Source organism: Planosporangium flavigriseum (assembly GCF_011947225.1).
Taxonomy (GTDB): Bacteria; Actinomycetota; Actinomycetes; order Mycobacteriales; family Micromonosporaceae; genus Planosporangium; species Planosporangium flavigriseum.
The window spans coordinates 91,332-112,247 of sequence record NZ_JAATVW010000006.1; the positions used below are offsets into that span (position 1 = coordinate 91,332).

16 protein-coding genes are annotated in these 20,916 nt (G+C 70.9%); 7 read left to right on the forward strand and 9 right to left on the reverse strand.

What is annotated here, in order from left to right; genetic code table 11:
• The first annotated feature begins 140 nt into the window (after positions 1-140).
• Together HC028_RS11195 and HC028_RS11200 are read left to right on the forward strand one after the other, a co-directional pair.
• Complete coding sequence (locus HC028_RS11195) at positions 141-1,721, forward strand: Na+/H+ antiporter (RefSeq protein ID WP_168076192.1); 1,581 nt, start codon at positions 141-143, stop codon at positions 1,719-1,721.
• The gene (locus HC028_RS11200; protein ID WP_168076194.1) at positions 1,718-1,981 is read left to right on the forward strand and encodes a UBP-type zinc finger domain-containing protein; all 264 of its coding nucleotides are present in this window, start codon (positions 1,718-1,720) and stop codon (positions 1,979-1,981) included. Before HC028_RS11195 ends, HC028_RS11200 begins: the two co-directional genes overlap by 4 nt.
• Positions 1,982-1,994: 13 nt before the next feature.
• Here the strand turns inward: HC028_RS11200 and HC028_RS11205 are convergent, their stop codons facing one another.
• Positions 1,995-3,167, reverse strand: a complete 1,173-nt coding sequence (locus tag HC028_RS11205) for a GAF domain-containing sensor histidine kinase (protein ID WP_168076196.1) — start codon at positions 3,165-3,167, stop codon at positions 1,995-1,997.
• Between the two features lie 141 nt (positions 3,168-3,308).
• Complete coding sequence (locus HC028_RS11210) at positions 3,309-4,715, reverse strand: alpha,alpha-trehalose-phosphate synthase (UDP-forming) (RefSeq protein WP_168076198.1); 1,407 nt, start codon at positions 4,713-4,715, stop codon at positions 3,309-3,311.
• A gap of 282 nt (positions 4,716-4,997) precedes the next feature.
• Here HC028_RS11210 and HC028_RS11215 point away from each other — a divergent pair, with 282 nt between their 5' ends.
• Entirely contained in the window at positions 4,998-6,692 is a 1,695-nt protein-coding gene (locus HC028_RS11215) for a putative bifunctional diguanylate cyclase/phosphodiesterase (RefSeq protein ID WP_168076200.1), read from the forward strand.
• A 77-nt stretch (positions 6,693-6,769) separates the two neighbouring features.
• Entirely contained in the window at positions 6,770-7,132 is a 363-nt protein-coding gene (locus tag HC028_RS11220; protein WP_168076202.1) for an STAS domain-containing protein, read from the forward strand.
• A 24-nt stretch (positions 7,133-7,156) separates the two neighbouring features.
• Here HC028_RS11220 and HC028_RS11225 read toward each other — a convergent pair whose 3' ends face one another.
• The 4 genes from HC028_RS11225 to HC028_RS11240 form a co-directional block, all read right to left on the reverse strand.
• A complete protein-coding gene (locus tag HC028_RS11225; RefSeq protein WP_239075217.1) occupies positions 7,157-8,200 on the reverse strand; it encodes an acyltransferase family protein in 1,044 nt (347 codons plus the stop codon).
• A gap of 260 nt (positions 8,201-8,460) precedes the next feature.
• Complete coding sequence (locus tag HC028_RS11230; protein WP_168076204.1) at positions 8,461-9,936, reverse strand: glutamate-cysteine ligase family protein; 1,476 nt, start codon at positions 9,934-9,936, stop codon at positions 8,461-8,463.
• Positions 9,937-10,039: 103 nt separating this feature from the next.
• Entirely contained in the window at positions 10,040-10,816 is a 777-nt protein-coding gene (locus HC028_RS11235) for a C1 family peptidase (RefSeq protein WP_168076206.1), read from the reverse strand.
• Positions 10,817-11,006: 190 nt separating this feature from the next.
• The gene (locus tag HC028_RS11240; RefSeq protein WP_308441997.1) at positions 11,007-12,593 is read right to left on the reverse strand and encodes an MDR family MFS transporter; all 1,587 of its coding nucleotides are present in this window, start codon (positions 12,591-12,593) and stop codon (positions 11,007-11,009) included.
• A 123-nt stretch (positions 12,594-12,716) separates the two neighbouring features.
• On the opposite strand from HC028_RS11240, the gene HC028_RS11245 reads away from it, so the two are divergent.
• Both HC028_RS11245 and HC028_RS11250 read left to right on the forward strand, forming a co-directional pair.
• Positions 12,717-13,268: a TetR/AcrR family transcriptional regulator gene (locus HC028_RS11245; RefSeq protein WP_168076208.1), complete on the forward strand. Its 552-nt coding sequence runs from the start codon at positions 12,717-12,719 to the stop codon at positions 13,266-13,268.
• Between the two features lie 82 nt (positions 13,269-13,350).
• Entirely contained in the window at positions 13,351-13,977 is a 627-nt protein-coding gene (locus tag HC028_RS11250; RefSeq protein WP_168076210.1) for an ATP-dependent Clp protease proteolytic subunit, read from the forward strand.
• Here HC028_RS11250 and HC028_RS11255 read toward each other — a convergent pair.
• The 3 genes from HC028_RS11255 to HC028_RS11265 form a co-directional block, all read right to left on the reverse strand.
• Positions 13,974-14,393 (reverse strand): ATP-binding protein, encoded by a 420-nt coding sequence (locus HC028_RS11255; protein ID WP_168076212.1) that lies wholly within the window; start codon positions 14,391-14,393, stop codon positions 13,974-13,976. The genes HC028_RS11250 and HC028_RS11255 overlap by 4 nt on opposite strands.
• Before the next feature lie 159 nt (positions 14,394-14,552).
• Positions 14,553-14,849 (reverse strand): acylphosphatase, encoded by a 297-nt coding sequence (locus HC028_RS11260; RefSeq protein ID WP_239075218.1) that lies wholly within the window; start codon positions 14,847-14,849, stop codon positions 14,553-14,555.
• Positions 14,850-14,886: 37 nt separating this feature from the next.
• Positions 14,887-17,310 carry a hypothetical protein gene (locus tag HC028_RS11265; protein WP_168076214.1) on the reverse strand — a complete coding sequence of 808 codons (2,424 nt, stop codon included), beginning with the start codon at positions 17,308-17,310 and terminating at the stop codon, positions 14,887-14,889.
• Between the two features lie 295 nt (positions 17,311-17,605).
• Between HC028_RS11265 and fdh the strand changes: the two genes are divergently transcribed.
• Positions 17,606-20,899: a formate dehydrogenase gene (fdh, locus tag HC028_RS11275; protein ID WP_275408211.1), complete on the forward strand. Its 3,294-nt coding sequence runs from the start codon at positions 17,606-17,608 to the stop codon at positions 20,897-20,899.
• The last annotated feature ends 17 nt before the right edge of the window (positions 20,900-20,916 follow it).

Consider the following 20,916-nt stretch of genomic DNA (forward strand, 5'->3'; position numbering starts at 1 on the left):
CCATAGCGAATCCGTTCTCCGGAGAAGCGGTGGCTAATGGGTCTCCGGGGTGGCTGCCGGGTCCACCGCCGCCCGCATGCTCGCTTTCCATAGATCATGCCCGAACTGCCGGAAGTCGATCGAGGACGTAGGGTGAACGGGTGACCTTGCTTCTGGTCGTGGTGGGCCTGGTAACGATCGTCGTGGCCGTCTCGGTCGTGGCCCGCCGGCTCGGAGCACTCGCGCCCATCCTGCTCGTGGTGGTGGGCCTGGCGCTGTCGTTCGTCGTCGCTGGGCCGGAGCTGCGCCTGGATCCCGAGATCATCCTGATCGGCGTGCTTCCGCCGCTGCTGTACGTGGCGGCCGTCGAGACGTCCGTTCCCGCTTTCCGCCACAACCTGCGCCCCATCCTGCTGCTCGCGGTCGGGCTCGTGCTGTTCACCACGGCCTGTGTCGGGTACGCCGTGCACCTGCTGCTGCCGCAGGTCCCGCTCGCCGCCGCGTTCGCGCTGGGCGCCGTGGTCGCTCCGCCCGACGCGGTCGCCGCGACGGCGGTGGCCCGGCGGATCGGCCTGCCCCGCCGGATCGTCGCGATCCTCGAGGGCGAGAGCCTGATCAACGATGCGACCGCGCTGGTGCTGTTCCGCGTGGCGGTCGCCGCCGCCACCGGACACCTCCTCACCCCGCTCGGCGTCGCGGGCGACGCGCTGATCGCTTCGCTGGGTGGTGTCGTGATCGGCGGGATCGGCGCGGTCACGCTCGCCTGGATCCACCGCAGAGTCACCCATCCGCTGATCGACAACTCGGTGTCGCTGCTGGCGCCGTGGCTGGTCTACGTGCCCGCCGAGCAGGTGCACGCCTCCGGCGTCGTGGCGGTCGTGGTAACCGGGCTGTACCTGGGGCACCGGTACCCGACCCTGATGTCGTCCGCCTCGCGTCTGCAGATGGAGGCGTTCTGGCGGATGGTCAAGTTCCTGCTCGAAGGCATCGTCTTCCTGCTGGTCGGCCTGCAACTGCGGTTCATCGTGCACGACCTGGACACCCCGCTCGGCACGATCGTCAAGGCCACCGTCGTCGTGCTCGCGGTGGTCGTGCTGACCCGGTTCATCTGGCTGTACCCGGCGACCTACCTGACCCGGCTCATCCCCCGAATCCGGGAGCGCGACCCCGCGCCGCCCATGCAGTACCCGACGGTCATCTCCTGGGCGGGGATGCGCGGCGTGGTCACCCTCGCCGCGGCCCTCGCGCTGCCGCCGACCCTGGCGGGCGGTGCGCCGTACCCGCGGGACCTGTTCGTCTGGCTGGCCTTCTCGGTGATCGTCGGCACCCTGGTGCTGCAGGGCATGACGCTGCCGGTCATGGTGCGGTGGCTGCGTATCCCGCATGACGACCCGAAGAAGGACGCGCTCGCGGAGGCGTCTGTCCAGCAGGCGGCGGTCCGCGCCGCCCGCGAGCGGCTGGAGGAGGAGGTCAGCCGCGACGGCCAGGTGCCCGAAGCGGTGATCGAGCGCCTGCACACGGTGCTCGCGGACCGTGCCAACATGGCCTGGGAGCGGCTGGGTGGGCGGCGGCGGGAGACGCCGTCCGAGGCGTACAGCCGGCTGCGCCGCGCGATGATCGACGCCGAGCGTGCCGTGTTCCGACAGGCCCGGGACGAGGGCAGGATCCCCGAGGAGGTGCTGCGCCGGGCGCAGCGCGACATGGACCTGGAGGAGTCGCTGCTGTACAGGGAGGACCGATGAGCTGCCCGCACCTGGCCGAGTTCAGGGACCTTGACCCCGCGCCGGTCACCACCGAGGGCTGCACGGGGTGCCTGGAGGAGGGGCGCGAGGACTGGGTGCACCTGCGGCTGTGCCTGTCCTGCGGGTACGTGGGCTGCTGCGACTCCTCGCCGCGCCAGCACGCCACCCGGCACTTCGGGCAGACCGAGCACCCGGTGGTCCGCTCGTTCGAGCCGGGGGAGTCGTGGCGCTGGTGCTTCGTCGACGAGACGATCGGCTAGCCGAGATCGCTGGCTAACCGTGCGCCGAGGGGAAGACGAGGTGCACTGAGGTGCCGTCGCCGGGGCGGTCGTAGAGCGCGATGGTCGCGCGGTGGGCGTCGAAGACGGCCTTGACGTTGCGGAGACTGGGGTTGGGGCTGCGCGCTGGCGGCTGCCGGACCACCGCCTCCCGGTAGAAGTGGCCGAACAGGCTCGGCCGGTCGCCGGCGACCTCCGGATTTCGTACGCGTACCGTCGGCTCGGCCTCCAGGCCGCTGCAGACCTCCAACCGGCCGCCCTCCGCCGTGTACTTCACCGCGTTGAACAGCAGGTGGCTGAGCGCCTGTTCGAGGCGGACCGGATCGCCGCGTACCGGAGTCGGCGTGACCGAGGTGCACAGCACCGGAATGTGTTTGGCGTCGGCGATTGGCCGAACCGTGTCGGTGGCCCGCTGGGTGAGCGGGCTCAGGTCGATGATCTCATGCTGGCGTAGCGCCGCCGGCGGCGCTGGCTCGACCAGGGCCAGCAGTTCGTCGATGAGCCGGCGGAGCGGGCCGGCGTTCGCGGTGACCGCGTCCCAACCGTTGGCCTCGTCCGGGGCGGCGAGGCTGGCGCGGAGCGCGCTGAGCGGCTCGCGCAACCTGCCGACGAGCCGGCCAAGGTCGTCGCGGCGGAGTTCGAGCTCGCGCAGCCGGTTGGCGCCGCGCTTCAGCAGTACGGCGAACGGGCGCAGTTCGAGTTGGATGCTGACCTGCCGGGCAAGGGCGCGCAGTGCCCTGAGCTGCGGCCGGGCCAGGCGCCGCGGGGCCGCGTCGATGACGCAGAGCGCGCCGAGGGGGTATCCGGCGGTGGTGATGAGCGGTGCGCCGGCATAGAACCGGATGCCCGGCCCCCCGGTCACGAGGGGGTTCTCGGCGAAGCGGGCGTCGGTGGCGGCGTCCGGCACGACCAGCAGATCCGGTTGCAGGATGGTGTGGGCACAGAACGACATCTCGCGGGGGATCTCAATGTCGTCGACGCCGACGTTCGCCTTGGACCACTGCCGGTCCCGGTCGATCAGGTTGATCTGCGAGACGGGTGTGTCGCAGATGTCCGACGCCAACCGCACCATGTCGTCGAAGTCCGGCTCGGGCGGCGTATCGAGAACCTTCAACTCGTAGAGTGCCCGGAGCCGCTCCGCCTCGTCGGGCGGCGTCGGGGGACGCATCGCACTCCCTCCCGCCGGGGTCAGTATTAGGTAAATCCTAGCGAAAGGTGTTTTATCGGCCCGGCCGACCTCGGCACCGACCTGCGCAAACAGGTGCCGGCCACGGGGACTTGACTGTCCATGATGGATGAACTGGGCTCGTCAGCACGGCCCGGCGGCGTCGCGCTCACCCAGCGCCTCCAGGAAGTCCTTGGCCCACCGGGTCACGTCGTGGGCGCGCACGTGCGCGCGCATTCGCCGCATCCGATCGTGCAGGTGCTCCGTCGGCGTCCGCAGGGCCTGTATCAGTGCCTCCTTGAGCCCGTCCACGTCGTGCGGATTGACTCCGAACGCCTCCGGTAGCTCGGCGGCGGCGCCGGTGAATTCGCTCAGTACCAGTGCGCCCGTGTTGTCCGTACGCGCGGCGACGTACTCCTTGGCCACGAGGTTCATACCGTCGCGCAACGGGGTCACCACCATGACGTCGGCCGCGAGGTACAGCGCGAGCAGCTCCTCCCGGTCGTAGGAGCGGAACAGATAGTGCACCGGGGCCAGGCCGACCTCGCCGAACTCTCCGTTGATGCGGCCGACCTCCCGCTCGACGCGCTCCCGCAGCTGGCGGTACTGCGCGACCCGCAACCGGCTCGGCGTAGCCACCTGGACGAGCACCGTCTCCTGATTGGACAGTCGGTCCTCCGCGAGGAGCTCCCGGTACGCCTTCAGCCGGTGCTCGATGCCCTTGGTGTAGTCGAGCCGGTCCACGCCGAGCAGCAGGCGCCGGTTGCCACCCAGCTCCTTGCTGAGCTGCTTGGCCCGCTCCCGGATGTGCGGGTCGGCGGCGAGGTGCTCCATCTCGGCGACGTCGATCGAGATGGGGAAGGCCCGCGCGGTGACCGCGCGGCCGTTGAAGACCACCTGGTCGGCCTCTGGCTCGAGCCCGAGCAGGGTACGGGTCAGCCGGAAGAAGTTCTCCGCGCCGCCCGGGCGCTGGAAGCCGACGAGATCGGCGCCGAGCAGGCCCTCCAGTACGCGGGTCCGCCACGGCAGCTGCATGAACAGCTCGACCGGCGGGAACGGGATGTGCAGGAAGAATCCGATGCGCAGGTCGGGGCGCAGTTCGCGGAGCATCGCGGGTACGAGCTGAAGCTGGTAGTCGTGCACCCAGACGGTCGCGCCCGGTGCGGCCAGCTCAGCGGTGGCCTCGGCGAACCGCTGGTTGACCCGCCGGTACGCGTCCCACCAGTGCCGGTGGAACGCCGGCGTCTCGACAGCGTCGTGGTAGAGCGGCCAGATGGTGGCGTTGGACTCGCCCTCGTAGTAGAAGTCGAGCTCCTGCTGGGACAGGCCGATCGGGTGCAGCCGCATGCCGTCGAGATCGAACGGCTCGGGCGGGTCGCCGGTGCCGCCGGCCCAGCCGATCCAGGCACCGCGTCGCGCTCGTACGGTCGGGTGCAGGGCGCTGACCAGACCACCCGGGCTGCGGGCCCACTCGCGCTTTCCGTCCTCGTCGACGTCCTCGTCGACCGGCAGGCGATTGGCGACGACGACGAACCGGTACTGCTCGCTCACGGCTGCCTCTCCGTTTTACGGCTCTATTCCCTGCGTGCCGGTCCATCAAACGCGGCGCGATCTCCGCGGGCCGGCCGACCGGCCGACCACCCCACGGCGACCGGTCGCCTACGGGCGGTAGAGGCTGGACCGCTACGCATTCCCATTGACCTACTTTGCGCATTGCCGCCCGCGCGGTACGGGCCGGATTCGGCCCGCTGGCGGGTACCGCGAGCCACCGTGAAACCCTAGGCTGCCAGCGTGGCGAGGGGTTTGCCGGTGCAGCGCGCGCGAGTGCCCTATATGGACACCGCTCGTTCCGACCTGGACCGTGACGCCCTCGCCCGCCGGTGGGCGAGGGCGATCGCCGACGCCGACCACGCGTCCGTACCCGGGGCGCCGAGGCTGGAGTTCCTCCGTGGCCTGGTCGACCGGGTGGCCGATGCGCTGGACGCCGAGCCGTTCGACGCCGAGCCCGGCCGTCGCGTCGGCGCCGAACTGGTCGAGGCCGACCTCGCGGGCAGCGACACGCTCGGCCGCACCATCGAGATTCTGGGTGCCGGGCTCGACCGGCCCGGAGACGGGCGGCAGCCGTTCCTGCTGGGCGCGCTCGCCGAGGGGTTCACCCACGCCCTGTGGCAGCGGACGCTCCACGAGCAGGAGGCGATCCAGGGCCGCCTGCGGCACCAGGCCCTGCACGACCCCCTCACCGGCCTGCCCAACCGCACGCTCCTGTTCGACCGGCTCCAGGAACTGTTCGACGCGGCGCGAAGCGACGACCGGGTCGCGGTCTGCTACGTCGATCTCGACGGGTTCAAGGCCGTCAACGACAGTTTCGGCCACGACATCGGCGACGAGTTGCTGGTGGCGGTAGCTCGCCGGCTCCACGAGTGCGTGTCCCGGGCCGGCCACTTCGTCGCCCGGATGGGCGGCGACGAGTTCGTGATCCTCGTCCACGGCCACACAGCCGCCGGCGACGCTGTCGGGCTGGCCCAGGCGGTGCTCGACGCCCTCGCGGTGGCGGTAGAGGCGGGCGGACACCGGCTGACGGTCTCGGCGAGCATCGGCATCGTCGATCGCCCCTGCGGCGTCACCACCCCGGCAGAGCTCATGCGGGCCGCCGACATCACGCTGTACTGGGCCAAGGCGGAGGGCAAGCGCAGGTGGGCCCTGTTCGACTCGGCACGTACCGACCGCGAGGTGGCCCGGTACGAGCTGTCCGCCGCGATGCCCGGGGCCCTGCGGCGCGGCGAGTTCGTACTGGAGTACCAGCCGCTGGTGCTGTGCGGCGGCGAGACGGTCATCGGCGCCGAGGCGCTCGTACGCTGGCTGCACCCCCGCCTCGGCCGGCTCGCACCCGACCGGTTCGTCGGCCTCGCCGAGGAGACCGGGATGATCGTCCCGCTCGGCCTGTGGGTGTTGGAAGAGGCCTGCCGGCAGGGCCGCCGGTGGCGCGACCTCGCCGGCGACGCGGCGCCGCTGATCAGCGTCAACCTTGCCGTGCGGCAGGCGCAGGAGCCGGCCCTGGTCGACGACGTCGCGGCCATCCTCGAACGCACCGGGCTCGAACCGGCCTACCTGCAACTGGAGTTGACCGAGAGCGCGCTGATCGGTCCCGGGCACGAGCCGCTCGCCGCGTTGACCAAGCTCGCCGCGATGGGCGTGCGGATCGCGATCGACGACTTCGGCACCGGGTACTCCAACCTGACCTACCTGCGCACGCTCCCGGTGCAGGCGATCAAGCTCGCCGGCTCGTTCGTCGACGGGCTGCGCACCCCGGGCCGCCGCCCCGGGCACGCCGACCTGGCGGGGGAGCGTATGGTCGCGACGCTGGTCCAACTCGCGCACGCGCTCGATCTGACGGTCACCGCCGAGGGGGTCGAGACGCAGGTGCAGGCCGACCGGCTCCGCGCGGTGGGGTGTGACTCAGGGCAGGGCTTCTACTACGCTCCGCCGGGGCCGCCCGAGCGGATCACTGAGATGATCACCAGTGGGTAGCGGGGCGGGGTGCGGCCCGGACGGTGCGTCGACGCGCGTTACGGTGGCGCCTGGCCGAGAAGCTCCACGGGGGTGTCGTGTTAGAGGTGCGGGTGGCGCACTGCGGTGACCGGGTGGTCGTCGCAGCGGACGGCGAGATCGATCTCCTGACGGCGGGTCGGTTGCGCGACGCGTTGGGCGACGCCGTACGCCTGGCGGGCAGCGGGTCGGTCGTCGTGGACCTCAGCCGGGTGGACTTCCTCGACTCCACCGGTGTCCAGGCGCTCGTCGACGGCTACCACACCGCCATGGTCGCCGGGGGGACCCTGACCGTCCGCGGCGCCCACGGCACCGCGGCCAGGGTGCTCCGCGTGGTCGGGCTGGCCCGGCTGCTCGGCGTGGCGCTGCGCGACGGCGACGCCGACGGGCCACCGTGGTACGAGGCCGAGCGGTCGGCCTGAGCCTCCGGCGATGGCGCGGTCGGCTCAGCCTGACGCGACGGCGACCATTGCCGGCTCGGGCTGAGCGGCGGGCGGGGCGGCCCGCGTGCGCTCACCGTGGGGGATGATCGCCGGCCGGCGGCGGGCGGCCAGGTCCTCCACCCAGCCGAACCCGACGACGGCCACCACGATCAGCGCTGCCACGCCCGTGAGCAGGAGCAGGCGGCCGCTGAGACCGGTCAGCTGGATGCCCGACCAGCTCGCGGCGACGACCGTCACGCCGATCGCCGTCTGGTGCCAGAGGTACACCGTCATCACCCGGCTGTTGACCGCGGTCAGCACTCGCGCCATCCAGGGCAGCCCGGGCTCCCGCCCCTGCCGCGCCCCTTCCCGCCGCTGCCGCTCCTGCCACCAGGACGGTGCCACGCCGAGCAGGATCAGCAGGAACGCCATGGTCCAGAGTGCGTTGCCGAGCGGGATGTCGTTGAGGTCGTAGCCACGGGCGCTCGGGTGGGTGAGGAACCAGCCGGCGCCGACGGTGGCCAGGGCGCCGGCGGTGAGCAGCAGCGTCGACCGGCGCATCCGGCCCAGGACGCCGTCGTGCTGGGCGAAGCCGAGCAGCCAGCAGCCGCCGTACAGCGCGAGGTCGGAGATCACGCCGGGCGGCCTGATCCCGGTCAGGGTGCAGACGACCAGCAGCCCCAGCGGCGTGAGCAGGCACATCATGGGCCGCCGCCGGAACGCGGGCAGCGCCAGCGGCGACAGCAGCACGAACCACAGGTACTCCCGCAGGTACCAGATCATGCCGAGCGTGGCCGCGCCCCACCCGTTCACCGGCGGATCCTGTAGGGGAAACAGCCACAGCAGCACTGACCAGTCCAGGCGCATGCCGCCGGCGACCATCACCGGTACGCAGACCGCGGCGAGCATCCAGACCGGCGGGAGCAGGCGGCGCAGCCGATGGGCGACCGCGGCCCGTCCGGCCCGGTCGAGGGACGCCGCCATCAGCGACCCGGAGAGCGCGAACATCACGCCGACGGCCGGGAACGCGACCGTCAGCCAGGCTAGGCCGAGGCAGTGATAGGCCACGACGCGCACGATCGCGAGCGATCGCAGCAGATCGAAGTACAGGTTGCGGGTGCGCCGTGGCCCGGCCGCCGGCCTACCGGGTGAGGTCAGCGCTCCTTGGCAGGAGGGTGGCAAGCGCCCACGTCCCCTCGTCTTCGGCGGCACGCCTCATTCAGCGTGGTACGCGGCTGAAGTCCCCCGTCAGGTCCCGGTAACTATTACCAATGGATCTGGGTGTGGGCTCAGGGGACGCTGTGAGGAGTCTGGGAATGCCGGCAACCTCAGCCGGGCCATTCGTGGACGGGCAGGTTGGCGTGCATGTTTTCGACATAGCGGCGCAGCATCTCGCGCAGCGCCTCCGGTCGGTCCAGCCGACCCTCCCGCTCGAGGCGCCGTACGGTGTCCACCTGCCAGCGGGCCCCGTTGCGGCCGGTCACGCAGCGCCCCTCGATGATGCCGAGGAGCCGGTCGCGTTCATCCGGGTCGACGCCCCACCGGTCGAGCCCCTCGTACGCCAGTGGCAGCAGCGTGCGCAGGACGAGTTCGCTGGCCGGCAGGGTGCCCATGTCGGGCCAGTACAGCCGGGCCTCCATGCCGTGGCGCGCGCCGCGGTGGAAGTCTTGAGTGGCGGACGCAAACGACATCTGCGTCCAGACCGGCCGCTCGGCCTCCGCGAGCGACCGGACGAGTCCAAAATAGAACGCCGCGTTGGCGAGCGTGTCGACCACGGTCGGTCCGGCGGGCAGGACCCGGTTCTCCACCCGTACGTGCGGACGGCCCTGGACGACGTCGTAGACCGGCCGGTTCCAGCGGTACACGGTGCCGTTGTGCAGGCGCAACTCGGCCAACTCCGGGGTGCCGCCGCTGCCCAGCACCTCGACCGGGTCCTCATCCTCGATGATCGGCAGCAGGGCGGGGAAGTACCGCACGTTCTCCTCGAACAGGTCGAATATCGAGGTGATCCAGCGCTCACCGAACCACACCCGCGGGCGTACCCCCTGCTCTTTGAGCTCTTCCGAGCGGGTGTCGGTGGACTGTTCGAACAGCGGGATCCGGGTCTCGCGCCACAGTTCCCTGCCGAACAGGAACGGCGAGTTTGCGCCGACCGCGAGCTGGACTCCGGCGATGGCCTGCGCGGCGTTCCAGTAGGCGGGGAACTGCTCCGGGCTGACCTGCAGGTGGAACTGTGTACTCGTGCAGGCGGCCTCGGGCGCGACGGTATCCGCGGTGGTCGCCAGCCGCTCGACCCCGTCGATCGCGATGTACAGGTCCTCACCGCGGGCCGCGAAGATCTGCTCGTTGAGCAGTTCGTAGCGCGCGTTGTCCGACAGCGCGTCGTGGGTCACGTGTTCGGGGCGCAGCGTGGGCAGGATGCCGATCATGACCAGGTGCGCGCCGACCCGCCGCGCCCGGTCCTCGGCGGCGTTGAGGGTGCTGCGCACCAGCTTCTCGTAGTCGCGCAGGCCGTCCGGCGCCAGCCGCTGCGGGTCAACGTTGATCTCCACGTTGAACTGGCCGAGCTCGGTCTGGAAGGCCGGGTCGGCGATGGCGCGGAGCACCTCCGCGTTGCGCATCGCCGGTTCGCAGCGCTCGTCGATCAGGTTCAGCTCGATCTCCAGCCCGGTCATCGGGCGATCGGCCTCGAAGCGCGACTCGCTCAGCATCCGTGCGAAGACGTCCAGGCAGCGGTGCACCTTCTCCCGGTGCTGCTGCCGGTCCTGGCGGGTGAACTCCCGCAGGTCGACCTCTTGCCCCATCAGGCACGACCCTTCGATCCGTAGTGGCGTCGCGGTCTCATACCCGGTGGTAGGGGCGGGACAAACCGGGCGGGTGACCGTTAGGCCACCCGCCGGTGAATACTCACGTGACCTGCAGGATCGACCAGAAGTCGGACGAGAGGCCGCGCTCGGTGAGGTACGCGTACGGCATGGTGAAGTAGCCGTCCTGGCCCCAGCCCGCGCCCCAGGAGTTGCGCACCAGGAACCGTGCGCTCGCGTCGTCGTAGCCGACGGCGAGGACCGCGTGCCCGCCCAGAGCCTGCTCGTCGGCCTGCGGCATGGGTACGACACCGGTCCGCGCGACGTCCGCGCTCTCGAAGCTCTCGTACACCCGGAAGCCGAAGACGATCGGGAACCCGGCCGCGAGGCACCCCTTGAGCTGGCTGAGGGTTGGCCGCACGCGCTGGTAGGAGGTCGCCCGGTTGCCCAGCGCCTCGTCGTAGCAGGGCTGCGGCGGCTTGACGGTGAACCGGGAGATGTCGTACGGCCAGCTCACCTCGGTGCACACGCCCTGCTTGGCGACGCTCTTGATGCCGTCGCGGATCATCGCGCCGCTGTCGACGTCGACGGTCCCCAGCTTGACGCGCTCGTTGTAGTAGACGAACAGCCGCGACGGCATGAAGTCGGCCAGCCCCTGTCTGAGCAGGTCGAACTCGAACGCGGCGGCGATGGCGTTGGCCGTGCAACTGCCGAGGTTGCCCTGGTCGTAGACCTCTTTGGGGCACTGGTCCCGTAGGTCGATGGCGGCCGGCAGCGTGGCCAGTACGGGCGGCGGGGCGGAGAAGATGTGGTCCCGCTGGTCGGGCAGGTCCGGAACCCACCCGTAACGCTGTACCTTGCGAGGGCTCGGTGCGGTCATGGTCGTCCTGCCTCTCAGCTGGAGAGCGAGTCAGGAGACGACTGTCCGCCCAGGTAGACGCCCCTGGAAGGCAACTGTCCCGAACCGGACCGTTCCCCACCCGTCCCCATGATCACCGAGAGTTGTGAGCGTTACGGCGCGTTACGGCGCGTTTCAGCGCCCCGAACTCTCGGTGATCATGGGTGGGGATTTACGGGCGGGGTGCCGCCGGCACGGCCTCGGTCGCGGCCGGCGCCGCAGAGTCGCCGGGGCCGCCGCGCAGCGGGACCTCCTTGACGAGGATCGCGAGCACCGGGACGACCGCGGCGAAGAGGATCGCCCAGCCGAAGACGCTGGACACCGAGTTCGCCAGCGACTCCAGGAAGCCGGCCTTGACCGGGCTGGGCAGCGCCTTGAGCGCTGCGGGGTCGAGCCGGGCGCCGGCCTTGGTCAGGGCGGTGCCCGCGGCGCCCAGCTTGGCGGAGATCTCGGTGGCGAGTTGGTGGTTGAAGACCGCCCCGAACATCGAGACGCCGAACGAGCCGCCGATCGAGCGGAAGAACGTCGCGGTGCTGCTGGATACGCCGAGGTCCTTCTGCTCGACGCTGTTCTGCGCGATCAGCATCGTGGTCTGCATCAGGAAGCCCATGCCCAGGCCCAGTACGGCGATGAAAATGCCGGTCTGCAGGCGGCTGGTGTGGACGTCCTGCAGCGACAGCAGCCACATGCCAACCGCCATGCCGACGCCGCCGATGATCGGGAAGATCTTGTACCGGCCGGTCTGGGTGATGATCCGCCCGACGAACAGCGACACCACCATCGCGGCCGCCATCATCGGCAGCAGGAGGAGGCCGGAGTTGGTGGCCGAGGCGCCCTGCACGGTCTGCTGGAACAGCGGCAGGAAGTTGATCGCGCCGAACATCGCGAAGCCGAGCAGGAAACCGATCGCCGAGATGAGGCTGAAGTTGCGGTTGGCGAACAGATTCAGGGGCAGGACCGGCTCCGGTGCGCGCCGCTCGACGACCACGAAGGCGGCCAGCGACACCGCGGCGAGCGCCGCGAGGCCGAGGATCTGGGCCGAGCCCCAGGCGTACTCGTTGCCGCCCCACGTGGTGATCAGTACCAGGGCGGTGATGCCCACGGCGAGCAGGCCGGCGCCGAGCCAGTCGATGCGGTGCTCCGTGCGGTACTTCGGCAGGTGGAGCTTTGCGATGAGCAGCGGTATGGCGATCGCGCCGACCGGCAGATTGATGTAGAACGCCCAGCGCCAGCTGAGATGGTCGGTGATGAAGCCGCCGACGAGCGGTCCGGCGATCATCGCCAGCGACATGACGGCGGCCATGATGCCCTGGTAGCGCCCCCGCTCCCGAGGTGGCACGAGGTCACCGATGATCGCGAACGCGTTGACCATGAGGCCACCGGCGCCCAGGCCCTGCAGCGCCCGGAACGCGATGAGCTCGGTCATGCCGTCGTGCACGCCGCCGAGCAGCTCCGAGCCGGCCATCCCGCACAGGGCCGAACCCACCATGAAGATCGCGATGGAGACGAGGAAGATCGTCTTCCGCCCGTACAGGTCGCCGATCTTTCCCCAGAGCGGCGTCGATACCGTTGTGCCCAGGACATACGCCGTCACGACCCAGGACAGGTGTGTCAGGCCGCCCAGCTCGCCGACGATCCGTGGCATCGCGGTACCAACGATCATGTTGTCGAGCATGGCGAGCAGCATGGCCAGTAACAGGCCGGGTAACACCACCATGACCTCGCGCCGGCGTCCTGGCGGGGCCTCAGATGTGGACACGGATACGCTCCCCCTTGATCAAGTAAGCCGACTTCCTAGCCGGCCGGCTAGTAGCGCCAGTGGACGGTAGGTTTGTTACTAGCCGGCCGTCAAGTAAGTAAACAAGGAGAGCGCGAGCCAGTCATGAAAGAGACCGCCGACACGCGTACGCGGATCCAGGATGTCGCCCTGGAACTGTTCACCGAGCAGGGGTACGAGGCGACGTCACTGCGCGAGATCGCCGAGCGGCTCGGGGTCACCAAGGCGGCGCTCTACTACCACTTCAAGACCAAGGAAGACATCGTCACCAGCATGTTCGAAAGCCGGGTGGCGGTGATGGACGAGCTCATCGCGTGGGGGCAGGCGCAGCCGAAGACGCCGGAGACCAGGCGGGAGTTCGTCCGGCGCTACGCGGCCGACCTGCAGAAGGGTCGGCACCACCAGACGATGCGCTTCTTCGAACGCAACCAGACCGCGATGCGCGACAACCCGGCCGGCGAGAAGGTGCGCGAGCGGATGGCGGCGATGCTCGACATCCTCACCGACAAGGACGCCCCGCTGACCGACCAGTTGCGGAGCGCACTGGCCATCTTCGCCATGCACGCGACGTGGTTCGTCTTCCGGCAACCGGAGGTCACCGACGAGCAGCGCCAGGAGGCCGGCCTGCAGGTGGCGCTGGAAATGATCGGCGATTGACCCGAGCCGAGAGCTACCCCGATCGGCGAGCGACGCCGTAGCGTCGGACGTGGATGCCCGCAGCGCTGGCGAGGAGCGGGAGATGAACGGGTGGACCCCCGAAGAGCCGCCGGGCCGCTGGAACGTGCCGCCCGGACGGCCGGTGCCGCAGCCGTCGGTGCCCCCGACCGATCCCGGGATGGCGCCGTGGATGGAGGAGCGGATGTTCGCACAGCGCATCGTGCTCCTGCAGGGGCCGGTCGGCGCGGCGGCGGCGAACCGGGCGGCGGCCACGCTGCTCACCTTGGACGGTTTGGGTGCCGAGCCGGTGCGGTTGCACCTCAACACCCCGAGCGGGGAGCTCTCGGCGGTGTTCGCCGTCGTCGACGCGATAGACGTCATGCGGACGCCGGTCCATGCGACGGTCATCGGTGAGCTGGGTGGGGCGGCGGTCGGGGTGTACGCGGCGGCGAACCGGCGGCTGGCGTACCCGCACGCCCGGTTCCGCCTGGTCGAGCCCGCCTCCGAGGGGGTGAACGGGACCGCCGACGAGGTCGCGGCGGCCGCCGGTCGTTACCTGAGAGCGCTGGAAGACCTGGTGGTACGGGTGGTTCAGGCGACCGGGCGGCCGCGCAGCCGGGTGGAGGACGACTTCAGCGTGGGCCGGGTCATGAGCGCGGTGGAGGCCCACGAATACGGCCTGGTCGACGAGATCGTGCCGCAGCGCTAGTGCGAGAGCGCGATCGTGAGGTGCACCCGCGTGCCCCGCGGTCCAGTCGTGATCGTGACGTTGTCGCAGAGCCGGTGCGCCAACCACAGGCCCCGGCCGTTCAGCGCGAACGGCGACGGCAGGAGATGGCCGTCGATCTGCGCCGCCGGAATGCCGGGCCCTTCGTCGGCAACCTCGCACAGCAGCGTCTGGTCCTGGAGCCACAGGGTCAGCACGCCCGAGCCGCCAGCATGGCGCACGACGTTGGTCATCATCTCGTTGACGGCGAGGACGAAGTCGTCCAGACGCTGGCCGGCCAGGCCGGCGCGGCCGGCGAGGCGGGCGACGGCGTGCCGCACGGAGGTGATGAGGCGATGGTCGAACAACTCGGAGAGCAGGGCCGTCGGTCGTCCCGCGGACCGGGCGTCGCTAGCCATGGTCGAGGCCGACCCACAGGGCACGTCGCCGTGCGAAGGAGGTGTCGGTGTTCACCACGCACCGGTCCTTCCGCTTGAGACGACGACGCCTGCGAGAGTACGCCGAGCCGGGTGCAATCGCAGCTACCGGTACGGAGGTCGCGCGACGCGCGGTGTGATCTATGCCCGCGGAGTCTCCCGGATGGTGAACCCGGACAGGCCCTCGGGCTGCTCGTCGTGGATGTCCAGGTGGGCGACGGTCGCCTGCTCCGGCCCGTGCCGGGCCCAGTCCACGAGCCGCTGGACCGGACCGTCCGCTCCCTCGAAGACCGCCTCGACCCGGCGGTCCGGCAGGTTGCGCACCCAGCCCACGACGCCCTGCGCGAGCGCGACCCGCCGGCAGGTGTCTCGGAAGAAGACGCCCTGGACGGTGCCCGAAACCACGACCCGCTTGCGGACCACAGTCGGAGCCTCCACGGTCACTCGTCGTCCACGCGGATTCCGGCCGGGCGCTCTACGAGGCGCTGGGGCGTGAGCCGGCCGGCTCCTCGTCCCACGCGCGGGCCTTGCGGATCTCATCGAAGAACCCGAGCAGCCGGTTGAGCTCCGACGCGTCCGACGCTGTGGCCTTTTCCTCGTCGCGGACGGCGCGGCCGCCCTTCCCGGACGCGGTCCGGTGCGAGCGGATCTCAGTGCGCTGCAGCAGCTCCTGCGAATCGTCTATCTTCCGCTCCGCCGGCGGCTCGGGGGCGGGCGGCGCCGGCGGAGCCGGCCGGCGACCAGGCTGTGGCATCGGCGGCCCAGCCGGCTGGGGGAACGGCTGGCGGGCAGCGCGTACCGGCTGCGGCTGGTTGCCGAGGTGCGCGGGCGGCGGTGCGATCGGCGTCCCGGGTGGCAGCAGCGGCTGCCGCGTGGCCGGGTAGGGCGCGCGTGCCGGCGGCTGGGTCGGGCGCGTCATCGACGGTGTACCGGGCTGGCGGACCGGGCGCGTCGCGGGTGGGAACGCGGCCGGTGACACCGGCGCCGGCGGCATGGCGGGCAGCGCGGGCTGGCGGGCGGCGTGTGCCGGTGGCGGCACCGGGGCTGGCAAGACCGGCGTAGGCGCCGGAGGCGTCATCGGAGCCATCGGCGGCGCCGCGGCCGGCGGCGAACTCGACTGCCGGACGCCCTGCGCCGAGGACGGGAACGGCAGCCGGCCCGACGGGGGAGCGGCGTGCTGCGCCGCTGGCTGCTGGACCGCGGGGTGGGGCGGGTACGGCGTGGGCTGCCGGACGGCCGGGTGCGGCGGGTACGGGGTGGGCTCGCGGAGCGCCGGCGGGGTGGCGTCGGGCGCGGCGTGTGCCGGCTGCCGGACCGCGGGGTGGGGTGGGTACGGGGTGGGTTCGCGCAGTGCCGGGTGGGGTGGGTACGGGGTGGGTTCACGCAGCGCCGGGTGGGGTGGGTACGGGGTGGGTTCACGCAGCGCCGGCTGGGGTGGGTACGGGGTGGGTTCGCGCAGCGCCGGCTGGGGTGGGTACGGGGTGGGTTCGCGCAGCGCCGGGTGTGGTGGGTACGGGGTGGGTTCGCGCAGGGCCGGCTGGGTCAGGCGCGCCGACTCGCTCGCGGCGCGGGCGCGCCGGCGGCCGCCGGCGGAGACGATTTGGACCTTCCCCTCGCCGGGCAACTGCTCGGCCAGCGCGGCCGCAAGGTTCGTGATCTCGTCGCCGGCGCCGCGGGGCACCGCGAACCGGATCCGGGCGCGCGCGTCAGCGGGGAGCTGGTCCAGCAGCGCGGCGAGCAGCGCGCCGGGCGGCGGCGGGTACGCGCCTGAGGGCGTACCCAGCACGATGGCGCACTCGTCGACGTCGAGCGGCAGGCCGCGCGCCCACTCGGCCGGGTCGGCCGAGTGGGCCGGGCGGATCCACAGCCCCGCCTCGATCACCTCGGCGGCCCAGCCGGAGCCGAGCGCGTACGTGGCCGGGGCGATCGGCTCGGCCAGCATCTCGGGTGCCGGGTTGACCCAGTCCGCCGGCTCGACGGACTCGGTACGCGGGTTGCAGCTCAGCTCGCGGACGAACGGTCGCCAGCGCGGCCGGCCCTCGCAGTCGACGGTGACGAGGGCCCGCTGCCCCCCCGACCCGTACAGCGGCAGGCCGGCGCGGGTCCGCGTGGGCGCCCCGAGCAGGGACGCCGCGACCTCGCCGAGCCGGCCGTCGGCCACCGGATCCGGCCCGTACGGCGTGAAGACGAGCCGTTCGGCGGTCCGGCGGGGCAGGATGGCCAGCGCGCGGGCCAGCTCCTCACGCTGCAGGGGCTCCTCGTCGGGGTGCGAGACGACGAGCGCCGGATTGTCCGGATCGACCGGCACGGAGAAGACGAGGTCGGTCATGCTGCGGTAACCGGCACGGTGCAGCCACAGCCCGGCGGGTACCTGGTCCACGACCAGGCCGTTTCCCAGGTCGCCGACCTCGCCCAGGTCGGCGTCCCACTGGGGCACCGGGTAGCGCCAGCCGACGCGCGACGGGGCGCTGCCGGGAGCGAACCGCCACCAGCCGCCGGGTCGCTGGGCGCCGCGGCCGGCCGCCGCGAACAGGGAGCCGCCGGGAACGCCGAGCAGGGGGCCGGCCGGGGCGATGACCTCGAGGCCGAGCCGCGTCGCGAGTTGGTACGCCGGGGCTGGGCGGTCGTCGTGCAGGCAGCCGCTGTTCCACGCGACGAGGCGCACCCGGTTGCACCGCGGCGGCAGGTGCTCGGCCAGCACATCGGCGAGCTCGTTCATCATCGCCGGGAGTAACCGGAGGGTGTGCGAGGTGACCACGACGGGCAGCTCGGAGCCGCCGGAGGCGTTCGCGACCAGTGCGGTCATGCCGGCCCCGGGCTCCGGTCCGGAGTGCACCATCGCGCAGCCGGACACCCACGTGAGGCGCATGTCCGGCCAGTGCCGGAGGCTTAGCTGCACTGAAAAGGTCACCCTCCGTGAGGACGTTCCGGCGGTGGTGCGTCGGCGAGCATACCGCAAATTTGCGGGCCGGCCGCGTCAGCGCACCCTATGGACAATTCGCGTGTCTCTAGCCCGGCGCAACCCGTGATGGACGATTCCGGTTCGTCACCTGGGTCGGTAGCGCAGCGTGTACCTATCGCATACGCCGCGACGACGGTCGTTCGTAGACGCTCCCGGCAGACGCTCCCGCCTGGAGCCGAAAGTCGGTCCATGATCATGTTTTCGCGCGGCGTGCCGGTGGTAGTGATGTTGCATGGGCGTACGCACCTGGCTCGAGAGCTGGCCGGTCTACCGCCAACTCACCGGATCCGACCCCCTGGGTCGGGGCAAGGCGGCGATGTCCCGCCGCTCGGCGGAGCTCCAGCCGCGCACCGAGACCGCGGATTCGATGGCCAGGTCGGTCTGCCCGTACTGCGCGGTCGGATGCGCGCAGCGGGTCTACGTCTCCGACGGCCGGGTCACCCAGATCGAAGGCGACCCGGACAGCCCCATCAACCGGGGGCGGCTGTGCCCGAAGGGCGCGGCGAGCAAGAACCTGGTGAACAGCAAGTTCCGGCAGACGACGGTGCGCTACCGCCGGCCGTACTCGACGGAGTGGGAGGATCTGGACCTCGACACGGCGATGGACATGATCGCCGACCGGGTCATCGCGGCCCGGGCCGCGCGGTGGGAGGACGCCGACTCCGAGGGCCGGCCGCTCAACCGCACCCTGGGCTTCTCCGGGCTGGGCGGCGCGACGCTGGACAACGAGGAGAACTACCTCATCAAGAAGTTGTTCACGGCGATGGGCGCGATCCAGATCGAGAATCAGGCCCGCATTTGACACTCCTCCACCGTCCCCGGTCTGGGGACCAGCCTCGGTCGCGGCGGCGCCACCAACTTCCAGCAGGACCTGGCCAACGCCGACTGCATCATCATCGAGGGCTCCAACGCCGCCGAGTGCCACCCGGTCGGTTTCCAGTGGTTCATGGTGGCGAAGGAGCGCGGCGCGAAGATCATCCACGTCGACCCCCGATTCACCCGTACCAGCGCGCTGGCGAACACGTACGTGCCGATCCGAGCCGGCACGGACATCGCGTTCCTGGGTGGGATCGTGCGCTACATCCTGGAGAACGAACTGGACTTCCGCGAGTACGTGCTGGCGTACACCAACGCGGCGTCGATCGTCAGCGAGGACTTCCGCGACACCGAGGACCTCGACGGGCTGTTCTCCGGCTACGACCCGGAAACCGGCGTGTATGACCCGACGACGTGGCAGTACGAGGGTCAGGAGGCCGCTGTCCAGGACCGCGACCCCGTCATGGAGCGCGAGACGGCGATGCCGCTGCAGCACGAGTCGCACGGGCCGGGAGTCTCCGGCCGGGTCAGGCGCGACGAGACGCTGCAGCATCCGCGCTGCGTGTACCAGATTCTCAAGCGCCACTACGACCGCTACACACCCGAGATGGTCGAGCGGATCTGCGGCATCCCGCCGGAGAAGTTCGCCGACGTCGCGCGGGCCTGGACGGAGAACTCCGGGCGGGAGCGCACGACGGCGCTGGCGTACGCGGTGGGATGGACCCAGCACGCCACCGGCGCGCAGAACATCCGCACCGGCGCGATCATTCAGTTGCTGCTGGGCAACGTCGGGCGGCCGGGCGGCGGCATCATGGCGTTCCGGGGGCACGCGAGCATCCAGGGATCGACAGACATCCCGACGCTGTTCAACCTGCTGCCGGGCTACCTGCCGATGCCGAACGCGAAACTGCATGAGACGTACGACGACTGGGTCACCAGCATCTGCCACCCCGAGCAGAAGGGCTTCTGGTACCACGCCCCGGCGTACTGCGCGAGCCTGATGAAGGCGTACTGGGGCGACGCGGCCACACCGGAGAACGACTTCTGTTACGAGTACATGCCGCGCATCAACGGTGACCACGGCATCTACAAGCAGGTCCTGGACATGATCGACGGCAAGATCAAGGGGTACCTGCTGTTCGGGCAGAACCCCGCGGTCGGCTCGATCAACGGCCGGGCCCAGCGGCTGGGCATGGCCAACCTCGACTGGCTGGTCGTGCGGGACCTGTTCATGATCGAGAGCGCCACGTTCTGGCAGAACAGCCAGGAGGTCGAGACCGGCGAGATCGTGCCGGAGGAGTGCCGCACCGAGGTGTTCTTCCTGCCGGCGGCGTCCCATGTGGAGAAGGAGGGCACCTTCACCCAGACCCAGCGGCTGTTGCAGTGGCGGGAGAAGGCCCTCGACCCGCCGAACGACGCCCGGTCCGACCTCTGGTTCATCTACCACCTGGGCCGCATCATCAAGGAGAAGCTGGCCGGCTCCACCCTGCGCCGGGACCGGCCGATCCGCGACGTGGCCTGGGACTACCCCTTGCACGGCGAGTACGCCGAGCCGAGCGCCGAGGCGGTGCTGCGCGAGATCAACGGGTACTCCCTCGAAACCGGGCAGACGCTGCGCACGTTCGGCCAGTACCGCGATGACGGCACGACCGTGGGTGGCTGCTGGATCTACTGCGGTGTCTTCGCCGACGGCGTCAACCAGGCAGCCCGGCGTCGGCCGGGCAAGGAACAGACCTGGGTGGCCCCCGAGTGGGGCTGGGCCTGGCCGGGCAACCGGCGTGTTCTGTACAACCGCGCCTCCGCCGACCCCGAGGGGCGGCCGTGGAGCGAGCGCAAGGCCTACCTGTGGTGGAACGAGGAGACGGGCTGCTGGGACGGGTACGACGAGCCCGACTTCGAGAGGACGAAGCCGCCGACGTACCGGCCGGGCCCCGAAGCCGAGGGCACCGAGGCCCTCGCCGGCGACGACCCGTTCATCATGCAGGGCGACGGAAAGGGCTGGCTGTACGCGCCGTCGGGGCTGATTGACGGGCCGATGCCGACGCACTACGAGCCGCCCGAGTCACCCGTACGCAACCAGCTGTACGGGCAGCAGGCCAACCCGGCCCGCAAGGTGTACGACCGGCCGGAGAACACGACGCATCCGAGCCCGCCGGAGCCGAACGTCGAGGTCTACCCGTACGTGTTCACCGTCGCCCGGCTCACCGAGCACCACACGGCCGGCGGCATGAGCCGCTTCGTGGAGCACCTGGCGGAGCTTCAGCCGGAGATGTTCTTCGAGGTGTCACCGGAGCTCGCCGCCGAGCGGGGCCTGACCCACCTCGGCTGGGGGCACGTGATAACCGCCCGGGGCTGTGTCGAGGGCAAGGTGCTCGTCACCGACCGGCTCACCCCGCTGCGGATCGCCGACCGGATCGTCCACCAGGTGTGGATGCCCTACCACTGGGGCCCCTCCGGCTGGTCGACCGGTGACTCGACCAACGACCTGTTCACGATGGTCCTCGACCCCAACGTCCTCATCCAGGAGGGCAAGGCCGGCACGTGTGACGTACAGGCGGGGCGACGACCACACGGACCGGATCTTCTCGAGTACCTGAGGGAGTACCGCCGGCGTGCGGGTATAGAGGAGTTTCACCACACGCCGATCATCACAACAGACGCCGCCGAGGCGTCCCACAGATGCGGGAGGACTGACGATGGTGGCGCATGAGCCGAGGACGGTGCCGA